Consider the following 15,665-nt stretch of genomic DNA (forward strand, 5'->3'; position numbering starts at 1 on the left):
CTTCGGCAAAATATTTCGCGGCCTTGCGCAGGATGTCACGTTCTTCGCGCAGCTTTGCGTTCTCTTTTTCTAACTGGCGGATCCGTTCGGAATCATTCGCTGCTTGGACCTTGTCGCGCATGCTTTTTGTGCGGGCACGTTTGCCGGTGCCGTACTTCTTGATCCAAGAATGCAGCGAGGCACGGTTGATACCGAGCTCTGCTGATGCTGAGTTCAGTGAGAGGTCCTCATTGTTTTCGTAGAGGGCCACGGCATCGCGTTTGAACTGTTCGGAGTACCTGGACATGGTGGTAGATTACCTTTCTTCCAGCCCGACTGGGCTGGATATCAGGTGTCCACCAAACAGGGGTCAGGTCCACCACTGGATGTACTCGTCGATCGCTTGGTTGAAGTCTTCGACGGTGTCGAAGACTTCCCCGTGGTACATCTCGGTCTTTACGTGCCCGAAGAAGTTCTCCATTACTGCATTGTCGTAGCAGTTGGCTTTACGCGACATCGACTGAACACTACCGTTGTCACCGATCAGGTTACGCTAGGAGGAATGCTGGTACTGGAATCCTTGATCGGTGTGCATCATCCACCCAGGCTTCGGTGCACAGGCTGCGATCGTCTTGGACAAAGAATCGGCGGTAAACGCTGCCGTCGGCGATGTGGCCACGGTGTAAGCGACGATTGAGCGGTCGAACAAGTCCATCACCGGTGACAAATACACTTTTCGGCCTGCGACCCTGAACTCGGTGACGTCGCTGACAAAGACGGTGTTTGGCGTGTCTGGGGTGAATTTGCGGTCGAGTTTGTTGTCAGCGATGTGGCTTATAGTTCCTGCGTAGGAAATATACGGTCTGCGTTGGCGGATCTTGGCTCGAAGACCCATCTGGCGCATGAGTTTGTAGACGAGTTTGTGGTTGACCACCCAGCCCTTGTTGCGCAGGTCCAGCAACACTCGCCGGTAGCCGTAGCGATGCTTGTTAGCCTCGAAGCTTTCTAGGATTGAAGTGCCCCTTTTGTTCCTAGGCATTTGCCTTGATTTCTATTATTCCCTGTTGCGGGTTCTTCTTCCAAAATTCGGTTTCCACCTCGGCCGGGGTTCGATATCCCAGGCTTTGGTGGAGCCTTACCTCGTTCCACCATGACACCCACTCAAACGTCGCGATTTCCACTTCGACAACGTCATTCCACCTGCGAGTATGGATGAGCTCGTTCTTGTAGGAGCCGTTAACGTTTTCAGCTAGAGCATTGTCATTTCAGTCACCGACAGTCCCAGTGGAAGCGACAATCCCGTGCTGGGCGAGACGCTCGTTGTAGACAACGCTGACGTACTATAAGCCGTGATCCGAATGGTAAATAAGGCCTGTTGTTTCCCTCGCACTTACAATCGCTTGGTTGAGTGCTTGCAGTGGCAATGCCTCGGTGCGCATGGAATCTGATAACGCCCACCCAACGATCCGCCGGGAGTAAACGTCAGTGACAAACGCGGTGTACACAAAGCCTTTCTTCGTGTGCACATACGTAATGTCGGCCACCCACAGCCTGTTTAAGGCCTTGGGCTTTGAACTCACGCTCGACCAAATCCGGGCGCAGATCTGGCACGTTAGGTTTGCGGGTTGTGATAGGTGATCCGCCTGTGCCTTTGCCAGAAACACCGGCCAGGCGCATCAGCCGGGCGGTTTGCTCACGACCGATGTCGATTCCGTCACGGTGAAGTGCATGCCACATTTTCCGCACGCTTAAGACACCGTAATTATCCCGATGAACAGCACCAATGCGTTCAACTAGAACAGCCGTCACGAAGGCGACGAGCACTTAGCCCACGGGCTTTGGACTGGCGATAACCACGCGAGGTGATGAACCCACCAGCCCGGTTATTCTTTTAACGCCAGTGCAGATGAACTCGGCAGAGAAATGATTCCTGTATTTATCGATGAACCGGATCATTTCTTAACGTTTTGGGCCTGGTTCCGACGCGAAAAAGCTGACGCGGCCTTCAGTAACTCGTTGGTATCTCGAAGCTGGTGATTTTCGCGGCGTAGCCTGGCATTTTCGGCAGCCAAATCTTCAGGCACTGGTTCTGGGGTGCTTCCTGCACGGCGAGCAGGCTTAAGTCCATTGACGAGCTGTGTGCCATGAAACCCTCAACTTTGGAGCTACTGCCTGGCACGCGGCCTGCATCGACATGTTTTCCGCCAAGATGCGGTCTTCCACGAGACGGACCACGCGGTCCTTTGCATCCTGGTCAAATTTTCTTGGCATGTTCCAGATTTTCCCATCTACTCAAACGGAACAAAACCTGGGACACTTCATCCAGTTTGTCTATGGCCACCGAACCGAGTACTCGGTCAAGCGGATGTGTCACGTGTTAAAGCTCAATCGCTCCTCGTTCTATAAATGGCTCAATACCCGCGAAAAGCGCAGGTTAAAGATGTGTGCTGATGCTCTTATTGGCGCAAGAATCAAGACCATCTTCGATGATGAGCATGGGCTTTATGGTGCTAAACGCATCGCTGCAAGCCTCAACAACGATTCGGGCATTCGCCCAATCAATCTCAAGAAGGTCGCACGCATCATGAAATCCATGGGGCTTAAAGGCTTTTCAAAACAGCGTCGATGCATCACCACTCGGCGTAAGCCTGGCGACCGAGCCATGCCAGATTTAGTAGGCCGCAAATTCACTGCGGACAGGCCCAACCACGTGTACGTAGGCGACATTACGTACCTGCCGTGTAAGGGCGGCAAGAATATGTACCTGGCCACAGTCATCGACGCCTACTTGCGCAAGCTCGTTGGCCATGCACTCGCGGATCGCATGCGGGTATCGCTGGTTATCGAAGCTTTGTCTCATGCTAGAAAGGTCCGCGGAAGCCTTACAGGGGCAATTTTCCATTCCGATTACGGCAGTGTTTACACATCGCAGGCATTTAGGGACCACTGCGCCCAGCTTGGTGTGCGCCAATCCATGGGAGCGGTGGGTACAAGTGCCGATAACGCCCTAGCAGAATCGTTTAACGCCGCTTTCAAGCGTGAAGTCCTGCGTGATCGGAAAGTCTTCGAAAGTCCAATCAGCTGCCGCCAGGAAGTCTTCCAGTGGTGCATACGCTACAACACGCGCAGACGACACTCCTGGTGCAACTTTCAAGCCCCCGATGACTTCGAAGCACTTAATTCAGCTACATTGAGCCAAGTAGCATAGCTACCCTCCGACGTGTCTACTTTCCGGGGGCAGGCCCCCGGAGGGCGTAATGACATCACTCATATGATCAGCATTAATGGCCTACCTAATAACGAAGCTGATGTCACTGCTGTGGCGGTCGATCCAAACAATCCAAACAACCTCTACTTCAGTGTTGAAGGTGACGAGGGACTCTACAAGCTCGATCTTTCGCCTATCAAGGATGATTCCAAGGACGCTGATGAGTTCAGCAATATCATGCGAAAGCTTCCTAATGGGTTCAATCAAGACTTGAAGTAAGAATCCTTACGTATTTAGCCCCGCTGTATCACTGCAGCGGGGTTGTTTCGTTTTTTGAATTGAAACTAGAGCTTTCGTGGTCTGCGTTTGCTTGACATGTTCGCCAAGGTAGTTCGGGATGGTGGAAGGTGAACAGATATATAAGATCACATAAAGGTACCGTAACAATAATGATTATCGGTTGTATTAGAGCTTTGGGTGTGGTGCACTAGCCGAGTCCATCAAGATTCGAGAAAGGCTTAAACATGAAGGCTATGAAGGCTTTGGGTGTAGTAGCACTACTATCGATTGGCGTCACGGCGAATGGTTTGGCAGCATCGCCAGCACATGCCACACCAGCAGAAACTGACTCTTACGAGCGCATCGCTCAGACGACGATTGAACTGCGTGAGAAAGAGCACATTGATCCGAAGGCTGAGACTCCAGACCATATCGTACAGCAAGTTTTAAATGAATCCGGCTCTGCAGGGGATAAAACAGGCCTTCGAGACTCCGGGGACAATTATGGAACCAACATCGGTAGGCATGAAGCGGCAGCCTGCGCGACCAATCCTTATGATTGTAAGCGCGCGAAATCAGCAATCAGGGACGCGGAACGTATTTCCTCGCAAACGTTTCCAAACAAAGTAACGAACGATAACATTCAGGACGCTGATAGGCATTGTGTATGGCAGGCGCTGACAACGATCCGGGCTAACGCAGATTTTGCACGAAAAATTGGCGATGCCCACGAAACAGACCATCCTGGTTCTCCTGAAGCTGGGCACATGGATCAAACAAACAATGCCATTGGTCGAGACATTGGATTGCGACACGAAGGAGATGGAGCGGGCGCCATCAATGAATGTCATGCGCAGGCTAAAAACGGTGGTCTGATCAAGATAAACTGATTGGTAAGGAATTTGTTGTGAAAGAAAGAACGATCATTCCGGGAATACTTTTTGGAATTGTCGTAGGCGTCGCAACCCTTTACGGCGGAGTGGTCCTGTCCACATGGCTTCCAATACCTTTCGTCTTCTATGGGCTACCTCTTCCTTCATTGGTGGTGTTGGGTGTATTAGCCATGTCTGTCTACATGTTGAAAAAGGGTCGGCTTAGCGACCGATCATGGCGTGCTTTTGCCTTCACATTCGCTGCGGCTTTCGTCGTATCAGCGTTCTTATGGGTGAGCACCATTTCTGGCTATGGAAACTTCGCATAGCCTATAGATATGGAACCACTGTAACCGCAGAAGAACCTATTTCCACTTAAGTTTCTGCGTATTTTGGAACTGCTAAGGACTCTCTATCGCTTTCCATTCGTTCCAGAGCCATTGCCAGAGTAACCATTAAACTGGACCGAATACCGCGACCATGCTCACGCCGAGGCTAAGCTAGAGCAAGCTGATGTACCAAGTAGACGCATCGACGACGTGTTGCCAAATGAAGTGTCCCAGGATCTGTTCCGTTTAAGTAGAAGAGAAAACCTTGGAAACCTCACCGCGCCAACATTAAATGTTGTCTAGTTCGCGAACCCCACAACTCAACAAATTCGGATATGCGGGCAAAACCCCGCTTCCTCCGTGGATATTTATCCGGAAGGAAGCGGGGTTGCAATGTGCCCCTGGTGAGACTCGAACTCACACTGGACGGGTTTTGAATCCGTTGCCTCTGCCAATTGGGCTACAGGGGCAATCAAAAGCGAGTGCCTTTGACTGTTGGAAATACTAGCGCAGGGGTTGGCGCAATTCCTAATTGGGGTCCCCGTCCGGTAAAAAAGCCAGCTCAAGACGGTGAAGCTGGGTGGGGTGTCGCCGTGTCCACGGTGTTGCCTAGTATGGGGCAGGTGACTTCCAATAAGACCCGCCTTTTGCTCATTGACGGCCATTCCATGGCATTTCGTGCCTTTTATGCCCTGCCGGTGGAAAACTTTTCTACCTCCGGCGGCCAGCACACCAACGCCGTGTATGGCTTTTTATCCATGCTGTCCAATATCGTCTCTGAGGAAAAGCCGGATGCTATCGCGGTTGCCTTTGACGTCGGCCGGAAGACTTTCCGCACGGAGATGTTTCCGGATTATAAGGCGCAGCGCGAGGCCGCGCCAGAAGAATTTAAGGGCCAAGTAGATATCATTCGCGATACCTTAGAGACCTTGGGAATTACGACGCTCTCGCGTGAAAATTACGAGGCCGACGATATTTTGGCCACCCTTGCCACTCAGGCACAGGACTACGAGACGCTGATTGTCACTGGTGACCGCGATTACCTGCAGCTGGTTACGGATTCGACCACGGTGCTCTATCCCATGAAGGGAGTATCCACGCTGCACCGGTTTACCCCGGAGGCCGTCGAGGATAAATATGGGCTTACCCCCGCGCAGTATCCCGACTTTGCTGCTCTGCGCGGTGATCCATCCGATAACCTTCCCGGTATCCCCAAGGTGGGAGAAAAGACCGCCACCAAGTGGATAGTCAAGTACGGAGACTTGGCTTCCTTGGTAGAGCACGCCGAAGAGATCAATGGCGTGGTGGGAAATAACTTCCGCGAACGCATCGAGCAGGTGCAGATGAACCGGAAGCTCACCCAGATGATTACAGATATGGACTTAGACGTCGGCCCGGATGATCTGGCCTTTAGGGAAGCCAAGGTCGCCGATGTTGCCGCGAAGTTTGATGAGCTAGAGTTTGGCACCAACCTGCGCGATCGTGTCCTATCCGCCATCCCTAATGATGGCGCAGAGGCTGCTGAGCAATCCGCGGACGCCCCAGACGTCGAGCTCACCATCGATGATGCCTCCCTGAGCGAGTGGCTACCTGACCGCGAGCACGTAGCCGTGTATGTGCAAGGTGAGGGTACCCCGGGCCAAGGCGATGCCTCTGCCATCGCTTTTGTGGACCGTGAGCACCACGGCCTGCAGGTAGAACTCGGGGAACTTTCCGCCGATGAGGAAAAGGCCTTGGTCCAATGGCTAGAATCGTCGGCCCCTAAGTATTTCCACGCCGCAAAGGCCGCGTTTCACATGTTGGCAGGGCGCGGAATTGAGCTTAACGGGCTTGCGCACGATACAGCCTTGGCTGCCTATATCCTGCGCCCGGGCCAACGTACCTACGAGCTTTCCGATGTCTACCAGCGCCACCTTCAAAAGTCGCTCGGCGCCGCCACGGAGCAGATGTCACTGCTGGATAACTCCTCTCTGGTAGATCAGGCAGCGGCAATCATGGAGTTGGCGGAAAAACTTACTACGGAACTGCAAGACATCGACTCTTTCGAGTTGTACACCGACTTGGAACTGCCGCTGGTGACCATCCTGGCGCGCATGGAGGCTACGGGCATTGCGGTCGATGTAGACATTTTGGAAACCCAAAAGGATGCTTTTGTGGAGCAGGTCGCGGAACAGGAACGCTCCGCGCGGGAGCTTGCCGGCGATGACAAGCTCAACTTGAATTCGCCTAAGCAGCTGCAAAACGTACTTTTTGAGACCTTCGATATGCCCAAGACGAAAAAGACGAAGACGGGATACTCCACGGCCGCGAAGGAAATCGAGCAGCTGGCCATCAAGCACCCGCACCCGTTCTTGGATCACCTCTTGGCCCACCGCGAGTATCAGAAGATGAAGACCACGCTGGAGGGCCTCATCAAGACCGTTCAGCCGGATGGCCGCATCCACACCACTTTTAACCAGACGGTGACTTCGACGGGGCGTTTGTCTTCGACGGAGCCCAACCTGCAAAACATTCCGGTGCGCACGGAGGCCGGCCGCCAAATTCGCTCGGCGTTTATCGTGGGAGAGGGATTTGAGCAGCTAATGACCGCGGACTACTCGCAGATTGAAATGCGCGTGATGGCGCACCTCTCTGCCGATCCCGGGTTGATTGAGGCCTACAAGGCCGGCGAGGACCTGCACAATTTCGTTGGTTCTAGGGTCTTCGATGTGCCCGTTGACCAGGTGACCCCTGAGCTGCGCCGCCGGGTAAAGGCCATGTCTTATGGCTTGGTCTACGGTTTGTCCGCATTTGGGCTATCGCAGCAGCTGGGAATCCCGGCGGGCGAAGCCAAGTCCATCATGGAAAGCTACTTCGAGCGTTTTGGCGGTGTGAAGAAATACCTGGATGATGTCGTGGAGCAAGCCCGCAAGGATGGTTATACGGCCACGCTCTTTGGCCGCCGCCGCTACCTGCCAGAGCTTAACTCCGATAACCGTCTGGCCCGTGAAAACGCGGAGCGCGCTGCGCTGAATGCCCCGATCCAGGGAACGGCCGCGGATATCATCAAGGTCGCGATGATTCGCGTGGATCGTGCATTGGGAGACATGAAATCCCGTGTATTGCTCCAGGTACACGATGAACTGGTGGTGGAGGTCGCCCCCGGCGAGGCGGATCAGGTCCGCGAGATTCTCGAGCGCGAGATGGATTCTGCTATCGAGTTGAACGTGCCACTCGAAGTCTCTGCCGGCGCCGGCACGGATTGGGACTCCGCGGCCCATTAGTTCCATGGTGGTGCTTAACCGGCGCGAGCGCGCCCGCATACGCTTGGCTGCCCAGGGGCTGACGGCCCAGCGCTGGCACACCGCCGCGGAAGCTGTCCAGGCCTTTGGCGTCATGCAGGGCCAGGACCTGCACTCGGTGCGCCGGTCCTTGGCGCTGCGGGCACCGGATGAATCGGATAAGTCCGAGATCGTGCGCAGCTATGCCATGCGCAATACGTTGTTCGCCGCCTCAGTCAAGGATATGGGCTGGATAACCGAGCTGTGTGCGAAACCCCGGAAGGGCGATGACACGGTGCGAGAAGCCGTGCTGCAGCTTATCGATGCCCCAATAACGCGCGCAGAATTAAGAGTCCGCGCCGCTGAAGCCTTGCCCGAGCTGCCTTTCTGGCACGTGGTACGCATCGCCATGGAAAGCGGGCACGCGTGTTATTTGGGCGAAGAACAGCTCATTACTCCGGTCGAGCTAGACGGCTTGGAGGCCCTTTTTAATGGCGACTCGGTGGCCGCCACGACGGAATTGATGACGCGCTATTTTCGCACCCACGGACCAGCGACACTGCAGGACTTTGCGTGGTGGTCTAAGCTACCCCAAAAGCTCATTCGTCCCGCAGCTGAACAGTTGCCGGATGACCTTGTCCGGATGGGTAGGGAAGATGAGGACCTGGTCTCCGCAGAAGTCCTGGAGCTGCCAGAGGTGCACAAGAAGAAATCGGTGCTGCTTCTGGGCGCCTTTGATGAATACATTTTGGGCTACCAAGATCGACTTTTTGCCATGTCAGCGGATATGCACCACGCGCTCGTTCCCGGGAACCAGGGCATTTTCCGCCGCGCCATCGTTATTGACGGCCAAGTGCGCGGCATGTGGAATAAACAGGGGATTGAAGACTGGGGTATTCCCGCCTACGCGGCACGCCGCGTGGAACGGCAGTGGAAAGACTGCTGAGAAGTGCGTGAAGCAGAATCGGATTTTAAAGTAGTTTCATGGAGTTTCTCGGAAAACGTATTACCTGGAAGTCCCATCCCTACGTCTTGCGCTTTTTTGAGACTGCGTGGGCAGTCATGGTCGCATACCCGGCAGGACAAATTGCTGAGAGCGGCTTAAAAGAAGCAGTAAGCAGCGATAAATCTTACTTCATTTTCTATGCGGTTATAACTTTTGGGTTTTTCCTTTCTGCTGGCAACGCCGCCAGAGAAGGCGAGAACCCGTGGCGCTACCGAATACAGGCGGCCGGTGTAATGATCGCGGTAACTGTCATTGCCGTGGCCTTCCCGTATTCGTGGGTATTTGCGCTCATTACTATTGCTGCCGTGGTGTACTACCTCTGGCCGCGCATCGCTGTGGAATCCTCCTGAGGTCGCTTTTCCACTAGGCAGCCGGCCAAGAGGTCAAAGGGCGTTTGGCCGATGGCTAAAACAGAAAGGCCTAGAATCGCAAGGATAATGCCGTCGATGTTCCAGCCGGTAAGCGTCAGGGGCGTGAGCAGCAGCCACGAATTGCGCAGACACGCAGTGACAAACGGCGAGCGGGCCGGGATGATTTCGAGCTGCATCGACCATTTGCCCAGGGATGTAGACTTTTTCGTTTCCACCCACACGCGGTAGATATAGAAGACCACGGCGAGAGCGACCGCCTCGTAGATCTCTTCGGGGCGGCCGGATAAGGGGGCATCGGCAAGAGCATTAATCACCCACCGCACCACGGTGACGATGGCGGCCACGAGAAAGGCGTCGATCCACCAAGCCACGGCGCGGCGCAGGAAAACTCCCAGTCTTTCGGCAATCATGTTCTCCACGTTAGCTGTAGGCGCGGCAGATGAAAATCATGCTGCCAGGGAAAATTTCCCCGCGCTGCCTAGACCACTGACCCCAGGTGGTATCTAAGCCTTCGGGCCATTCCGGTTCGATGATGTCCTCGATCAGAAATGGTCCGCGACCTTGGAGCGCGCGGAACCAATCGCTGATGGTGCGGTGAAATTCGGCATAGGTTAGTGTCCCGGCGGAATCGTGTTCCAGATAAGCGCGGTCGAAGTAACTTATCTCAGCGGTGAGGCTAGTGGGATCATCGGGGAAGATCCAGCGCATTGGGTGGGTCACGGAGAATACGAAGCGCCCGCCTGGGCGCACAACGCGGGCAACTTCCGCGAGCGCGGCATCGAGATCGGCGAGGAAGGGGAATGCACCGAATGCAGAGAATGCCACGTCAAAGGAGTCGGTGGCGTAGGGCAGTGCCAGCGCATCGGCTTGGATGAGCGCCAACCCGGGATCTGCGTGGGCGAGCATTCCGCGGGAAATATCGCAGCCGGTGGCAAAGCGGGCGCGGGTGCTGAGCCACTGGGTGCAGGCGGCAGACCCGCAGCCGATTTCGAGGACGGCGGCAGAGGAGACATCGCCAAGCAGCTGCGCATCGGCCTCGTGCAGCATCTCTGGGCACCAATAAAAAGAGGAAAGGTACTCGGGGTGCTCGGCATGGTAGTTGGCCGCATCACCGTCCCAGTGGGATTGATTGGCGTGAGAAGGCGAAGTCACTGGGGTGGGTTACCTTTCTGGTTGGCGTCCAATATTTGCCGTATAAGCTGGACAGATGTAGGCTTTTACAAGCATGTCTATGCCACGGGTTGTTGCAGGCTATTGTAGGAAAGCTTGGGGCAATCACGCGGCGGGATCGAATGTGGCCTCTATCTCCTGTATTTGTGCAGCGCAGATGGGCTTTTAATTCGAGAGACACGCAGTTGTCCACGAACGATTTCCTACATTTATTCGGAGCATTTTTACAATATGCCATCTTCTACTACCCCTCAGGTTGCGATCAACGATATCGGAACCGCAGAGGACTTCCTCGCAGCTGTAGACGCCACCATCAAGTACTTCAACGATGGTGACATTGTCGGGGGTACCGTCGTCAAGGTTGACCACGACGAGGTACTGCTGGACATCGGATACAAGACCGAAGGCGTTATCCCTTCCCGCGAGCTGTCCATCAAGCACGACGTCAATCCCGACGAAGTTGTCGAGGTTGGCGATGAGGTTGACGCGCTTGTCCTGACCAAGGAGGACAAGGAAGGCCGCCTGATCCTGTCCAAGAAGCGCGCACAGTACGAGCGCGCTTGGGGCGCCATCGAGGAGCTGCAGGCCAAGGAAGAGCCGGTTACCGGTACCGTCATCGAGGTCGTCAAGGGCGGCCTCATCCTGGACATCGGCCTGCGCGGCTTCCTGCCTGCTTCCCTCGTTGAGATGCGTCGCGTCCGCGACCTGGAGCCCTACATTGGCCAGGAGCTGGAAGCTAAGATCATCGAGCTGGACAAGCAGCGCAACAACGTTGTTCTGTCCCGCCGTGCATACCTGGAGCAGACCCAGTCTGAGGTCCGTTCCGAGTTCCTGCACCAGCTGCAGAAGGGTCAGGTCCGCAAGGGCGTTGTCTCTTCCATCGTCAACTTCGGCGCCTTCGTCGATCTTGGCGGCGTCGACGGCCTGGTTCACGTGTCCGAGCTTTCCTGGAAGCACATCGACCACCCATCTGAGGTTGTCACCGTTGGTGACGAGGTAACCGTTGAGGTTCTGGACGTTGATCTGGACCGCGAGCGTGTTTCCCTGTCCCTGAAGGCAACCCAGGAAGACCCATGGCGCGTCTTCGCCCGCACCCACGCTGTGGGCCAGATCGTGCCGGGCAAGGTCACCAAGCTGGTTCCGTTCGGTGCGTTCGTTCGCGTCGAGGAAGGCATCGAGGGCCTGGTTCACATCTCCGAGCTGGCTCAGCGCCACGTCGAGGTTCCGGACCAGGTTGTCACCGTTGGCCAGGAAGTTATGGTCAAGGTCATCGACATCGACCTCGAGCGTCGTCGTATCTCCTTGTCCGTCAAGCAGGCTGACGAGGACTACTCCGAAGAGTTCGATCCGTCCAAGTACGGCATGGCTGACTCCTACGACGAGCAGGGCAACTACGTGTTCCCAGAAGGCTTCGACCCGGACACCAACGAGTGGAAGGAAGGCTTCGACGAGCAGCGTCAGGCTTGGGAGGCACGCTACGCAGAGTCCGAGCGCCGCTTCAACCTGCACACCGCTCAGATCGAGCGCAACCGCGCTGCAGCCGCAGAGGCTGCAGAGTCCGCTGAAGCATCCTCCAACTACTCTTCTGACTCCACCGATGCAGCTCCGGCATCGGAGACTCAGGCAGAGTCCGGCGGATCCTTGGCTTCTGACGAGCAGCTCGCCGCACTGCGCGACAAGCTCGCCGGCAACTAAGACGCCTTTGGAGCTTAGGGTGAGATAGTCCCTAACTCCACGCAGCTGCACTAGCCGCGTCCTTCTCCTTTGGGGAGACAGGACGCGGCTTTGTGAGTTTTATGACAGTATATGCAAACGATTGCCCGTTATTTTTCGTTTGCGGGTTCTTGACCTGCGGCAAAGTGATTTCGTGAGCAAAAAAGACAACTATCCCCACTTAAGACCACTAAATTGGGCTTTTGTTTGTGTTGCCTCTCACTTATAATCCAAGTGTGACGTAATAGCCAGTTGAGTACTGACTATTGTTTTGTCTTTATGCAAGGAGTATGAAGTGGCATCTGTGAAGGACACTTCCACACACATCATCGATAGCTTGGGCGGCGCCGATAACATCACGTCGCTGACGCACTGTGCGACGCGCCTGCGTTTTCAACTCGCTGATGTGGGGAAAGTAGATCAGGAAAAGCTGGAAAGCGATACGGCCGTTCTCGGTTCCGTCACGCAGGGTACCCATGGCTACCAGGTAGTCATGGGTGGCGGCGTGGCCAGCTACTACGGCGAAATCATCAAGGACCCTGGGGTCAATCCGCCGGATGAGGAGGCCTCCTCATCTAAGAAGAACTACGACGGTGTGCGCGGTAAGTACGATTGGATCGACTACTGCTTCGAGTTCCTCTCTGATACCTTCCGCCCGATTCTGTGGGCGCTGCTTGGTGCCTCCCTCATCATCACGCTGCTGGTGCTGGCGGATACCATTGGCATTCAAGACTTTCGCGCGCCGTTGGAAGAACAGCCTGAGGGCTACCGCTTGGCCCACGCGATGTTCCAGTCGGTCTTCTACTTCCTGCCGGTGATGGTGGGTGCCACCGCCGCGCAGAAGTTGGGCGCGAATATGTGGGTCTCGGCCGCCATTCCGGCCGCTTTGCTCACGCCGGAATTCATGTCCCTGGGTGAACAGGGCGATACCGTCAACGTCTTCGGCCTGCCGCTGGTGATTAACTCTTACGGCTCCCAGGTATTCCCGCCGATTTTGGCCGCCATCGGCCTGTTCTGGGTGGAAAAGGGCTTGAAGAAGATCATCCCGAGCGCCGTACACATGGTCTTCGTGCCGTTCTTCTCGCTGCTTATCATGATTCCGGCCACGGCCTTCCTGCTCGGCCCATTCGGCATCGGTGTGGGCAACGGCATCTCCTGGGTACTGTTCCAGATCAATGACTTCTCGCCGTTCATCTTGGCCATTGTCATTCCGCTGCTGTACCCATTCCTGGTGCCCATGGGCCTGCACTGGCCGCTCAATGTGATCATGATTCAAAACATCACGACCTACGGCTACGACTTCATCCAAGGCCCGATGGGTGCGTGGAACTTTGCCTGCTTCGGCGTCACCGGCGCCGTAATGGTCATCTCCATGAAGGAGAAGAACAACTCCATGCGCCAGGTTTCCGTCGGTGCATTCGCAGCCGGCATGCTCGGCGGTATTTCGGAGCCGTCCCTCTACGGCATCTTGCTCCGCTTCCGCCGCACCTACTACCGCCTGCTGCCGGGTTGTGCCATCGGTGGCGCAGTGATGGGGCTTTTCGATGTCCGCGCTAACGCCTTCGTCTTCACCTCCATCTTGACCACCCCAGCCATGATCCCGCACGTGGGCTACGTCATCGGCATCGCCGTGGCATTCTTCACCTCCTTCTCCCTCACGCTGCTGTTTGGTTACCGCACCGCAGAGGAAAAGCAGGCCGACCTCGAGCGCATCGCCCGCGAAAATAACGAGACCGTGGAAGAGGTTGCTAGCCGCTCCGAGTCCCGCATCATCGGAGGATCCGATGATGAGTCGGACGGTTCCGAGAATGCACAGGCTGCAGGGGTTGCTGCTGCCACCGGAATCGCCACCAAGGAAGCAGAACAGGCAATCATGAAGCTGGACTCTCCTTTGGAGGGCGAGGCAGTGGACCTGTCCGAGGTACCGGATCCCATCTTCGCTGGCGCCAAGCTTGGGCCGGGCGCTGCCGTGAAGCCAACCGGCAATACCGTCTACGCGCCTGCCGATGGCACCGTGCTCACCGTCCAAAAGTCCGGCCACGCGATCGGTCTGAACCTGGATAACGGCGTACAGCTGCTCATCCATGTTGGCCTAGACACCGTGGAACTGGGCGGCGAGGGATTTGATGTCCACGTGGAAAAGAAGCAGCGCGTTTCCGCTGGCGATAAGCTCATCAGCTTTGACGCAGACTTCATTAAGTCCAAGGACTACAACCTGATTACCCCGGTCGTTGTTACCAACGCCAAGAAATTTGGTTCCGTGAGCGGCGCTACCGGCGCTGTCACCCCAAGCGATGAACTCTTGCAGGTTCATCCAAAGCTGGAAGAAGAACTCGAGTCCTAAAGGCACTCTTAAATTCCGCAGCAAGGAGCCCAGGCAGTCGTGCCGGGCTCCTTTTCGCGTACCCTGGTATCTTATGAAGCTAATCGGATTAACCGGGGGAATCGGCAGCGGGAAATCTACGGTAGCGAAGCTGTGCGCTCAGCGCGGCTGGCGGGTGGTGGACGCAGATCGCATAGCGAGGGACATCGTCAAGCCTGGCCAACCGGCGTTAGCCGAGCTAGCAGAGAAATTTGGCCAGGACATCCTGCAGGAAGATGGCAGTCTCGACCGTAAGGAACTAGCCCGCCGTGCGTTCGTGGATAAGGAGCACACCGAGCTCCTGAATTCGATTACACACCCGCGTATCCAAAAAGAGACCCAGCGACAATTTGCTGCTGCGCGCGAAGAGGGCGTTGATTTTACGGTTTATGATATGCCGCTGCTGGTGGATAATGGGCTCGACGGGGATATGGATTTTGTCATCGTCGTTGACGTGGATCCAGAAGAGAGGGTGCGTCGTCTCGTGGAGTTCCGCGGACTCGATGAAGCAGACGCGCGCAAAAGGATTAACGCCCAGATTTCTGATGACAAGCGGCTCGCGGCAGCAAGCCATGTCATAGATAATAACGGCACGCAGGAACAACTGGCCGAGCGCGCAGCGGCGGTCTGCGATGAGATTGAGGCGGCGTCTTCTTAACCTTAACCTTTTTGGTAAGTAGCGTTAACGTCTTTTCCTATTAACGTTTACTTTTGGTCCCTACACTATTTGAGCGTGGGAACTTGGGGCACTGGACCATTCGATAATCACGCGGCGCGAGACGTACTCGATAGCCTGCGGAATGGTTCTTTTGATCTCCGGCACTTTCACGCTCGTGCGGCACTGGAGTGCTCGATTCCGATGAAGCCGAAGCGGTCATCGCATTAGGGGCGCTGACGAAGCTGCCTGCCGATGGCCTGCCAGACGGCGTAGCCCCGACGGATCTAGCGTCCCTGTACACGCCGCAATCTAAGGCGTGGCTGCGCCGGCGCATCAATCAAGCGATGTGCTCTGATTCCTCGTCGGTCTACGCGCTCTGGGAACCGACAGGGGAGCTGGACCAGTGGCTGCACACCGCCCAAGCCGCGCTCCCATGAAATGGCTAGCAGCAGCGTATA

General features: G+C 55.7%; 18 protein-coding genes, 1 tRNA gene and 2 pseudogenes. 12 read left to right on the forward strand and 9 right to left on the reverse strand.

From position 1 onward, the window contains the following. The 6 genes and pseudogenes from HMPREF1261_RS11800 to HMPREF1261_RS13320 form a co-directional block, all read right to left on the reverse strand. The coding region (locus tag HMPREF1261_RS11800) for an IS3 family transposase (protein ID WP_023031121.1) at positions 1-286 on the reverse strand (286 nt) is incomplete at its 3' end. A 69-nt stretch (positions 287-355) separates the two neighbouring features. Next, positions 356-994, reverse strand: a pseudogene (locus tag HMPREF1261_RS11805) (IS3 family transposase); the annotation flags it as partial. A gap of 16 nt (positions 995-1,010) precedes the next feature. Next, entirely contained in the window at positions 1,011-1,193 is a 183-nt protein-coding gene (locus HMPREF1261_RS13110; RefSeq protein WP_232208022.1) for an integrase core domain-containing protein, read from the reverse strand. A 126-nt stretch (positions 1,194-1,319) separates the two neighbouring features. After that, the gene (locus HMPREF1261_RS13115; protein ID WP_369707787.1) at positions 1,320-1,559 is read right to left on the reverse strand and encodes a DDE-type integrase/transposase/recombinase; all 240 of its coding nucleotides are present in this window, start codon (positions 1,557-1,559) and stop codon (positions 1,320-1,322) included. After that, positions 1,462-1,716 (reverse strand): hypothetical protein, encoded by a 255-nt coding sequence (locus tag HMPREF1261_RS13120; RefSeq protein WP_232208023.1) that lies wholly within the window; start codon positions 1,714-1,716, stop codon positions 1,462-1,464. Before HMPREF1261_RS13120 ends, HMPREF1261_RS13115 begins: the two co-directional genes overlap by 98 nt. 381 nt (positions 1,717-2,097) lie before the next feature. After that, positions 2,098-2,296, reverse strand: a pseudogene (locus HMPREF1261_RS13320) (hypothetical protein). Here HMPREF1261_RS13320 and HMPREF1261_RS11815 point away from each other — a divergent pair. From HMPREF1261_RS11815 to HMPREF1261_RS13125, 4 genes are all read left to right on the forward strand, one after another. Beyond that, positions 2,249-3,187: an IS3 family transposase gene (locus HMPREF1261_RS11815; RefSeq protein ID WP_023031124.1), complete on the forward strand. Its 939-nt coding sequence runs from the start codon at positions 2,249-2,251 to the stop codon at positions 3,185-3,187. The pseudogene HMPREF1261_RS13320 and the gene HMPREF1261_RS11815 sit on opposite strands and share 48 nt — an antisense overlap. A 12-nt stretch (positions 3,188-3,199) precedes the next feature. Beyond that, on the forward strand, positions 3,200-3,466 hold the full coding sequence (locus HMPREF1261_RS11820; RefSeq protein WP_023031125.1) for a hypothetical protein: 267 nt from the start codon (positions 3,200-3,202) through the stop codon (positions 3,464-3,466). A 245-nt stretch (positions 3,467-3,711) separates the two neighbouring features. Next, positions 3,712-4,356 carry a hypothetical protein gene (locus HMPREF1261_RS12175; RefSeq protein ID WP_023031126.1) on the forward strand — a complete coding sequence of 215 codons (645 nt, stop codon included), beginning with the start codon at positions 3,712-3,714 and terminating at the stop codon, positions 4,354-4,356. A 17-nt stretch (positions 4,357-4,373) separates the two neighbouring features. Further along, a complete protein-coding gene (locus HMPREF1261_RS13125; protein ID WP_023017871.1) occupies positions 4,374-4,667 on the forward strand; it encodes a hypothetical protein in 294 nt (97 codons plus the stop codon). A gap of 396 nt (positions 4,668-5,063) precedes the next feature. On the opposite strand, the gene HMPREF1261_RS11835 is transcribed toward HMPREF1261_RS13125, so the two are convergent. After that, positions 5,064-5,137, reverse strand: a tRNA-Leu gene (locus HMPREF1261_RS11835). Positions 5,138-5,281: 144 nt separating this feature from the next. On the opposite strand from HMPREF1261_RS11835, the gene polA reads away from it, so the two are divergent. From polA to HMPREF1261_RS11850, 3 genes are read left to right on the forward strand one after another with little or no spacing between them, the layout of a single operon-like run. Continuing rightward, entirely contained in the window at positions 5,282-7,930 is a 2,649-nt protein-coding gene (gene polA / locus HMPREF1261_RS11840) for a DNA polymerase I (protein ID WP_034658421.1), read from the forward strand. A 4-nt stretch (positions 7,931-7,934) separates the two neighbouring features. After that, positions 7,935-8,873: a DNA glycosylase AlkZ-like family protein gene (locus tag HMPREF1261_RS11845; RefSeq protein WP_023031128.1), complete on the forward strand. Its 939-nt coding sequence runs from the start codon at positions 7,935-7,937 to the stop codon at positions 8,871-8,873. Positions 8,874-8,911: 38 nt separating this feature from the next. Further along, positions 8,912-9,283 carry a hypothetical protein gene (locus tag HMPREF1261_RS11850; protein WP_023031129.1) on the forward strand — a complete coding sequence of 124 codons (372 nt, stop codon included), beginning with the start codon at positions 8,912-8,914 and terminating at the stop codon, positions 9,281-9,283. On the opposite strand, the gene HMPREF1261_RS11855 is transcribed toward HMPREF1261_RS11850, so the two are convergent. Next, entirely contained in the window at positions 9,247-9,714 is a 468-nt protein-coding gene (locus HMPREF1261_RS11855) for an RDD family protein (RefSeq protein ID WP_023031130.1), read from the reverse strand. The two genes, HMPREF1261_RS11850 and HMPREF1261_RS11855, sit on opposite strands and share 37 nt — an antisense overlap. Positions 9,715-9,724: 10 nt before the next feature. Next, a complete protein-coding gene (locus HMPREF1261_RS11860) occupies positions 9,725-10,456 on the reverse strand; it encodes a class I SAM-dependent methyltransferase (RefSeq protein ID WP_023031131.1) in 732 nt (243 codons plus the stop codon). Between the two features lie 249 nt (positions 10,457-10,705). On the opposite strand from HMPREF1261_RS11860, the gene rpsA reads away from it, so the two are divergent. From rpsA to HMPREF1261_RS11880, 5 genes are all read left to right on the forward strand, one after another. After that, positions 10,706-12,169, forward strand: coding sequence for a 30S ribosomal protein S1 (rpsA, locus tag HMPREF1261_RS11865; RefSeq protein WP_005280312.1), 1,464 nt, complete (start codon positions 10,706-10,708; stop codon positions 12,167-12,169). A gap of 313 nt (positions 12,170-12,482) precedes the next feature. Further along, the gene (locus HMPREF1261_RS11870; RefSeq protein ID WP_023031132.1) at positions 12,483-14,531 is read left to right on the forward strand and encodes a glucose PTS transporter subunit IIA; all 2,049 of its coding nucleotides are present in this window, start codon (positions 12,483-12,485) and stop codon (positions 14,529-14,531) included. Positions 14,532-14,604: 73 nt separating this feature from the next. Next, positions 14,605-15,207, forward strand: coding sequence for a dephospho-CoA kinase (gene coaE / locus HMPREF1261_RS11875; protein WP_005280314.1), 603 nt, complete (start codon positions 14,605-14,607; stop codon positions 15,205-15,207). Positions 15,208-15,282: 75 nt separating this feature from the next. Then, positions 15,283-15,435, forward strand: coding sequence for a DUF4259 domain-containing protein (locus HMPREF1261_RS13130; RefSeq protein ID WP_232208017.1), 153 nt, complete (start codon positions 15,283-15,285; stop codon positions 15,433-15,435). Further along, positions 15,396-15,644, forward strand: coding sequence for a hypothetical protein (locus tag HMPREF1261_RS11880; RefSeq protein ID WP_023017879.1), 249 nt, complete (start codon positions 15,396-15,398; stop codon positions 15,642-15,644). The genes HMPREF1261_RS13130 and HMPREF1261_RS11880 overlap by 40 nt, the downstream gene beginning before the upstream one ends. The last annotated feature ends 21 nt before the right edge of the window (positions 15,645-15,665 follow it).

Source organism: Corynebacterium sp. KPL1818, from assembly GCF_000478135.1.
In the GTDB taxonomy this organism is placed as follows: Bacteria; Actinomycetota; Actinomycetes; order Mycobacteriales; family Mycobacteriaceae; genus Corynebacterium; species Corynebacterium accolens.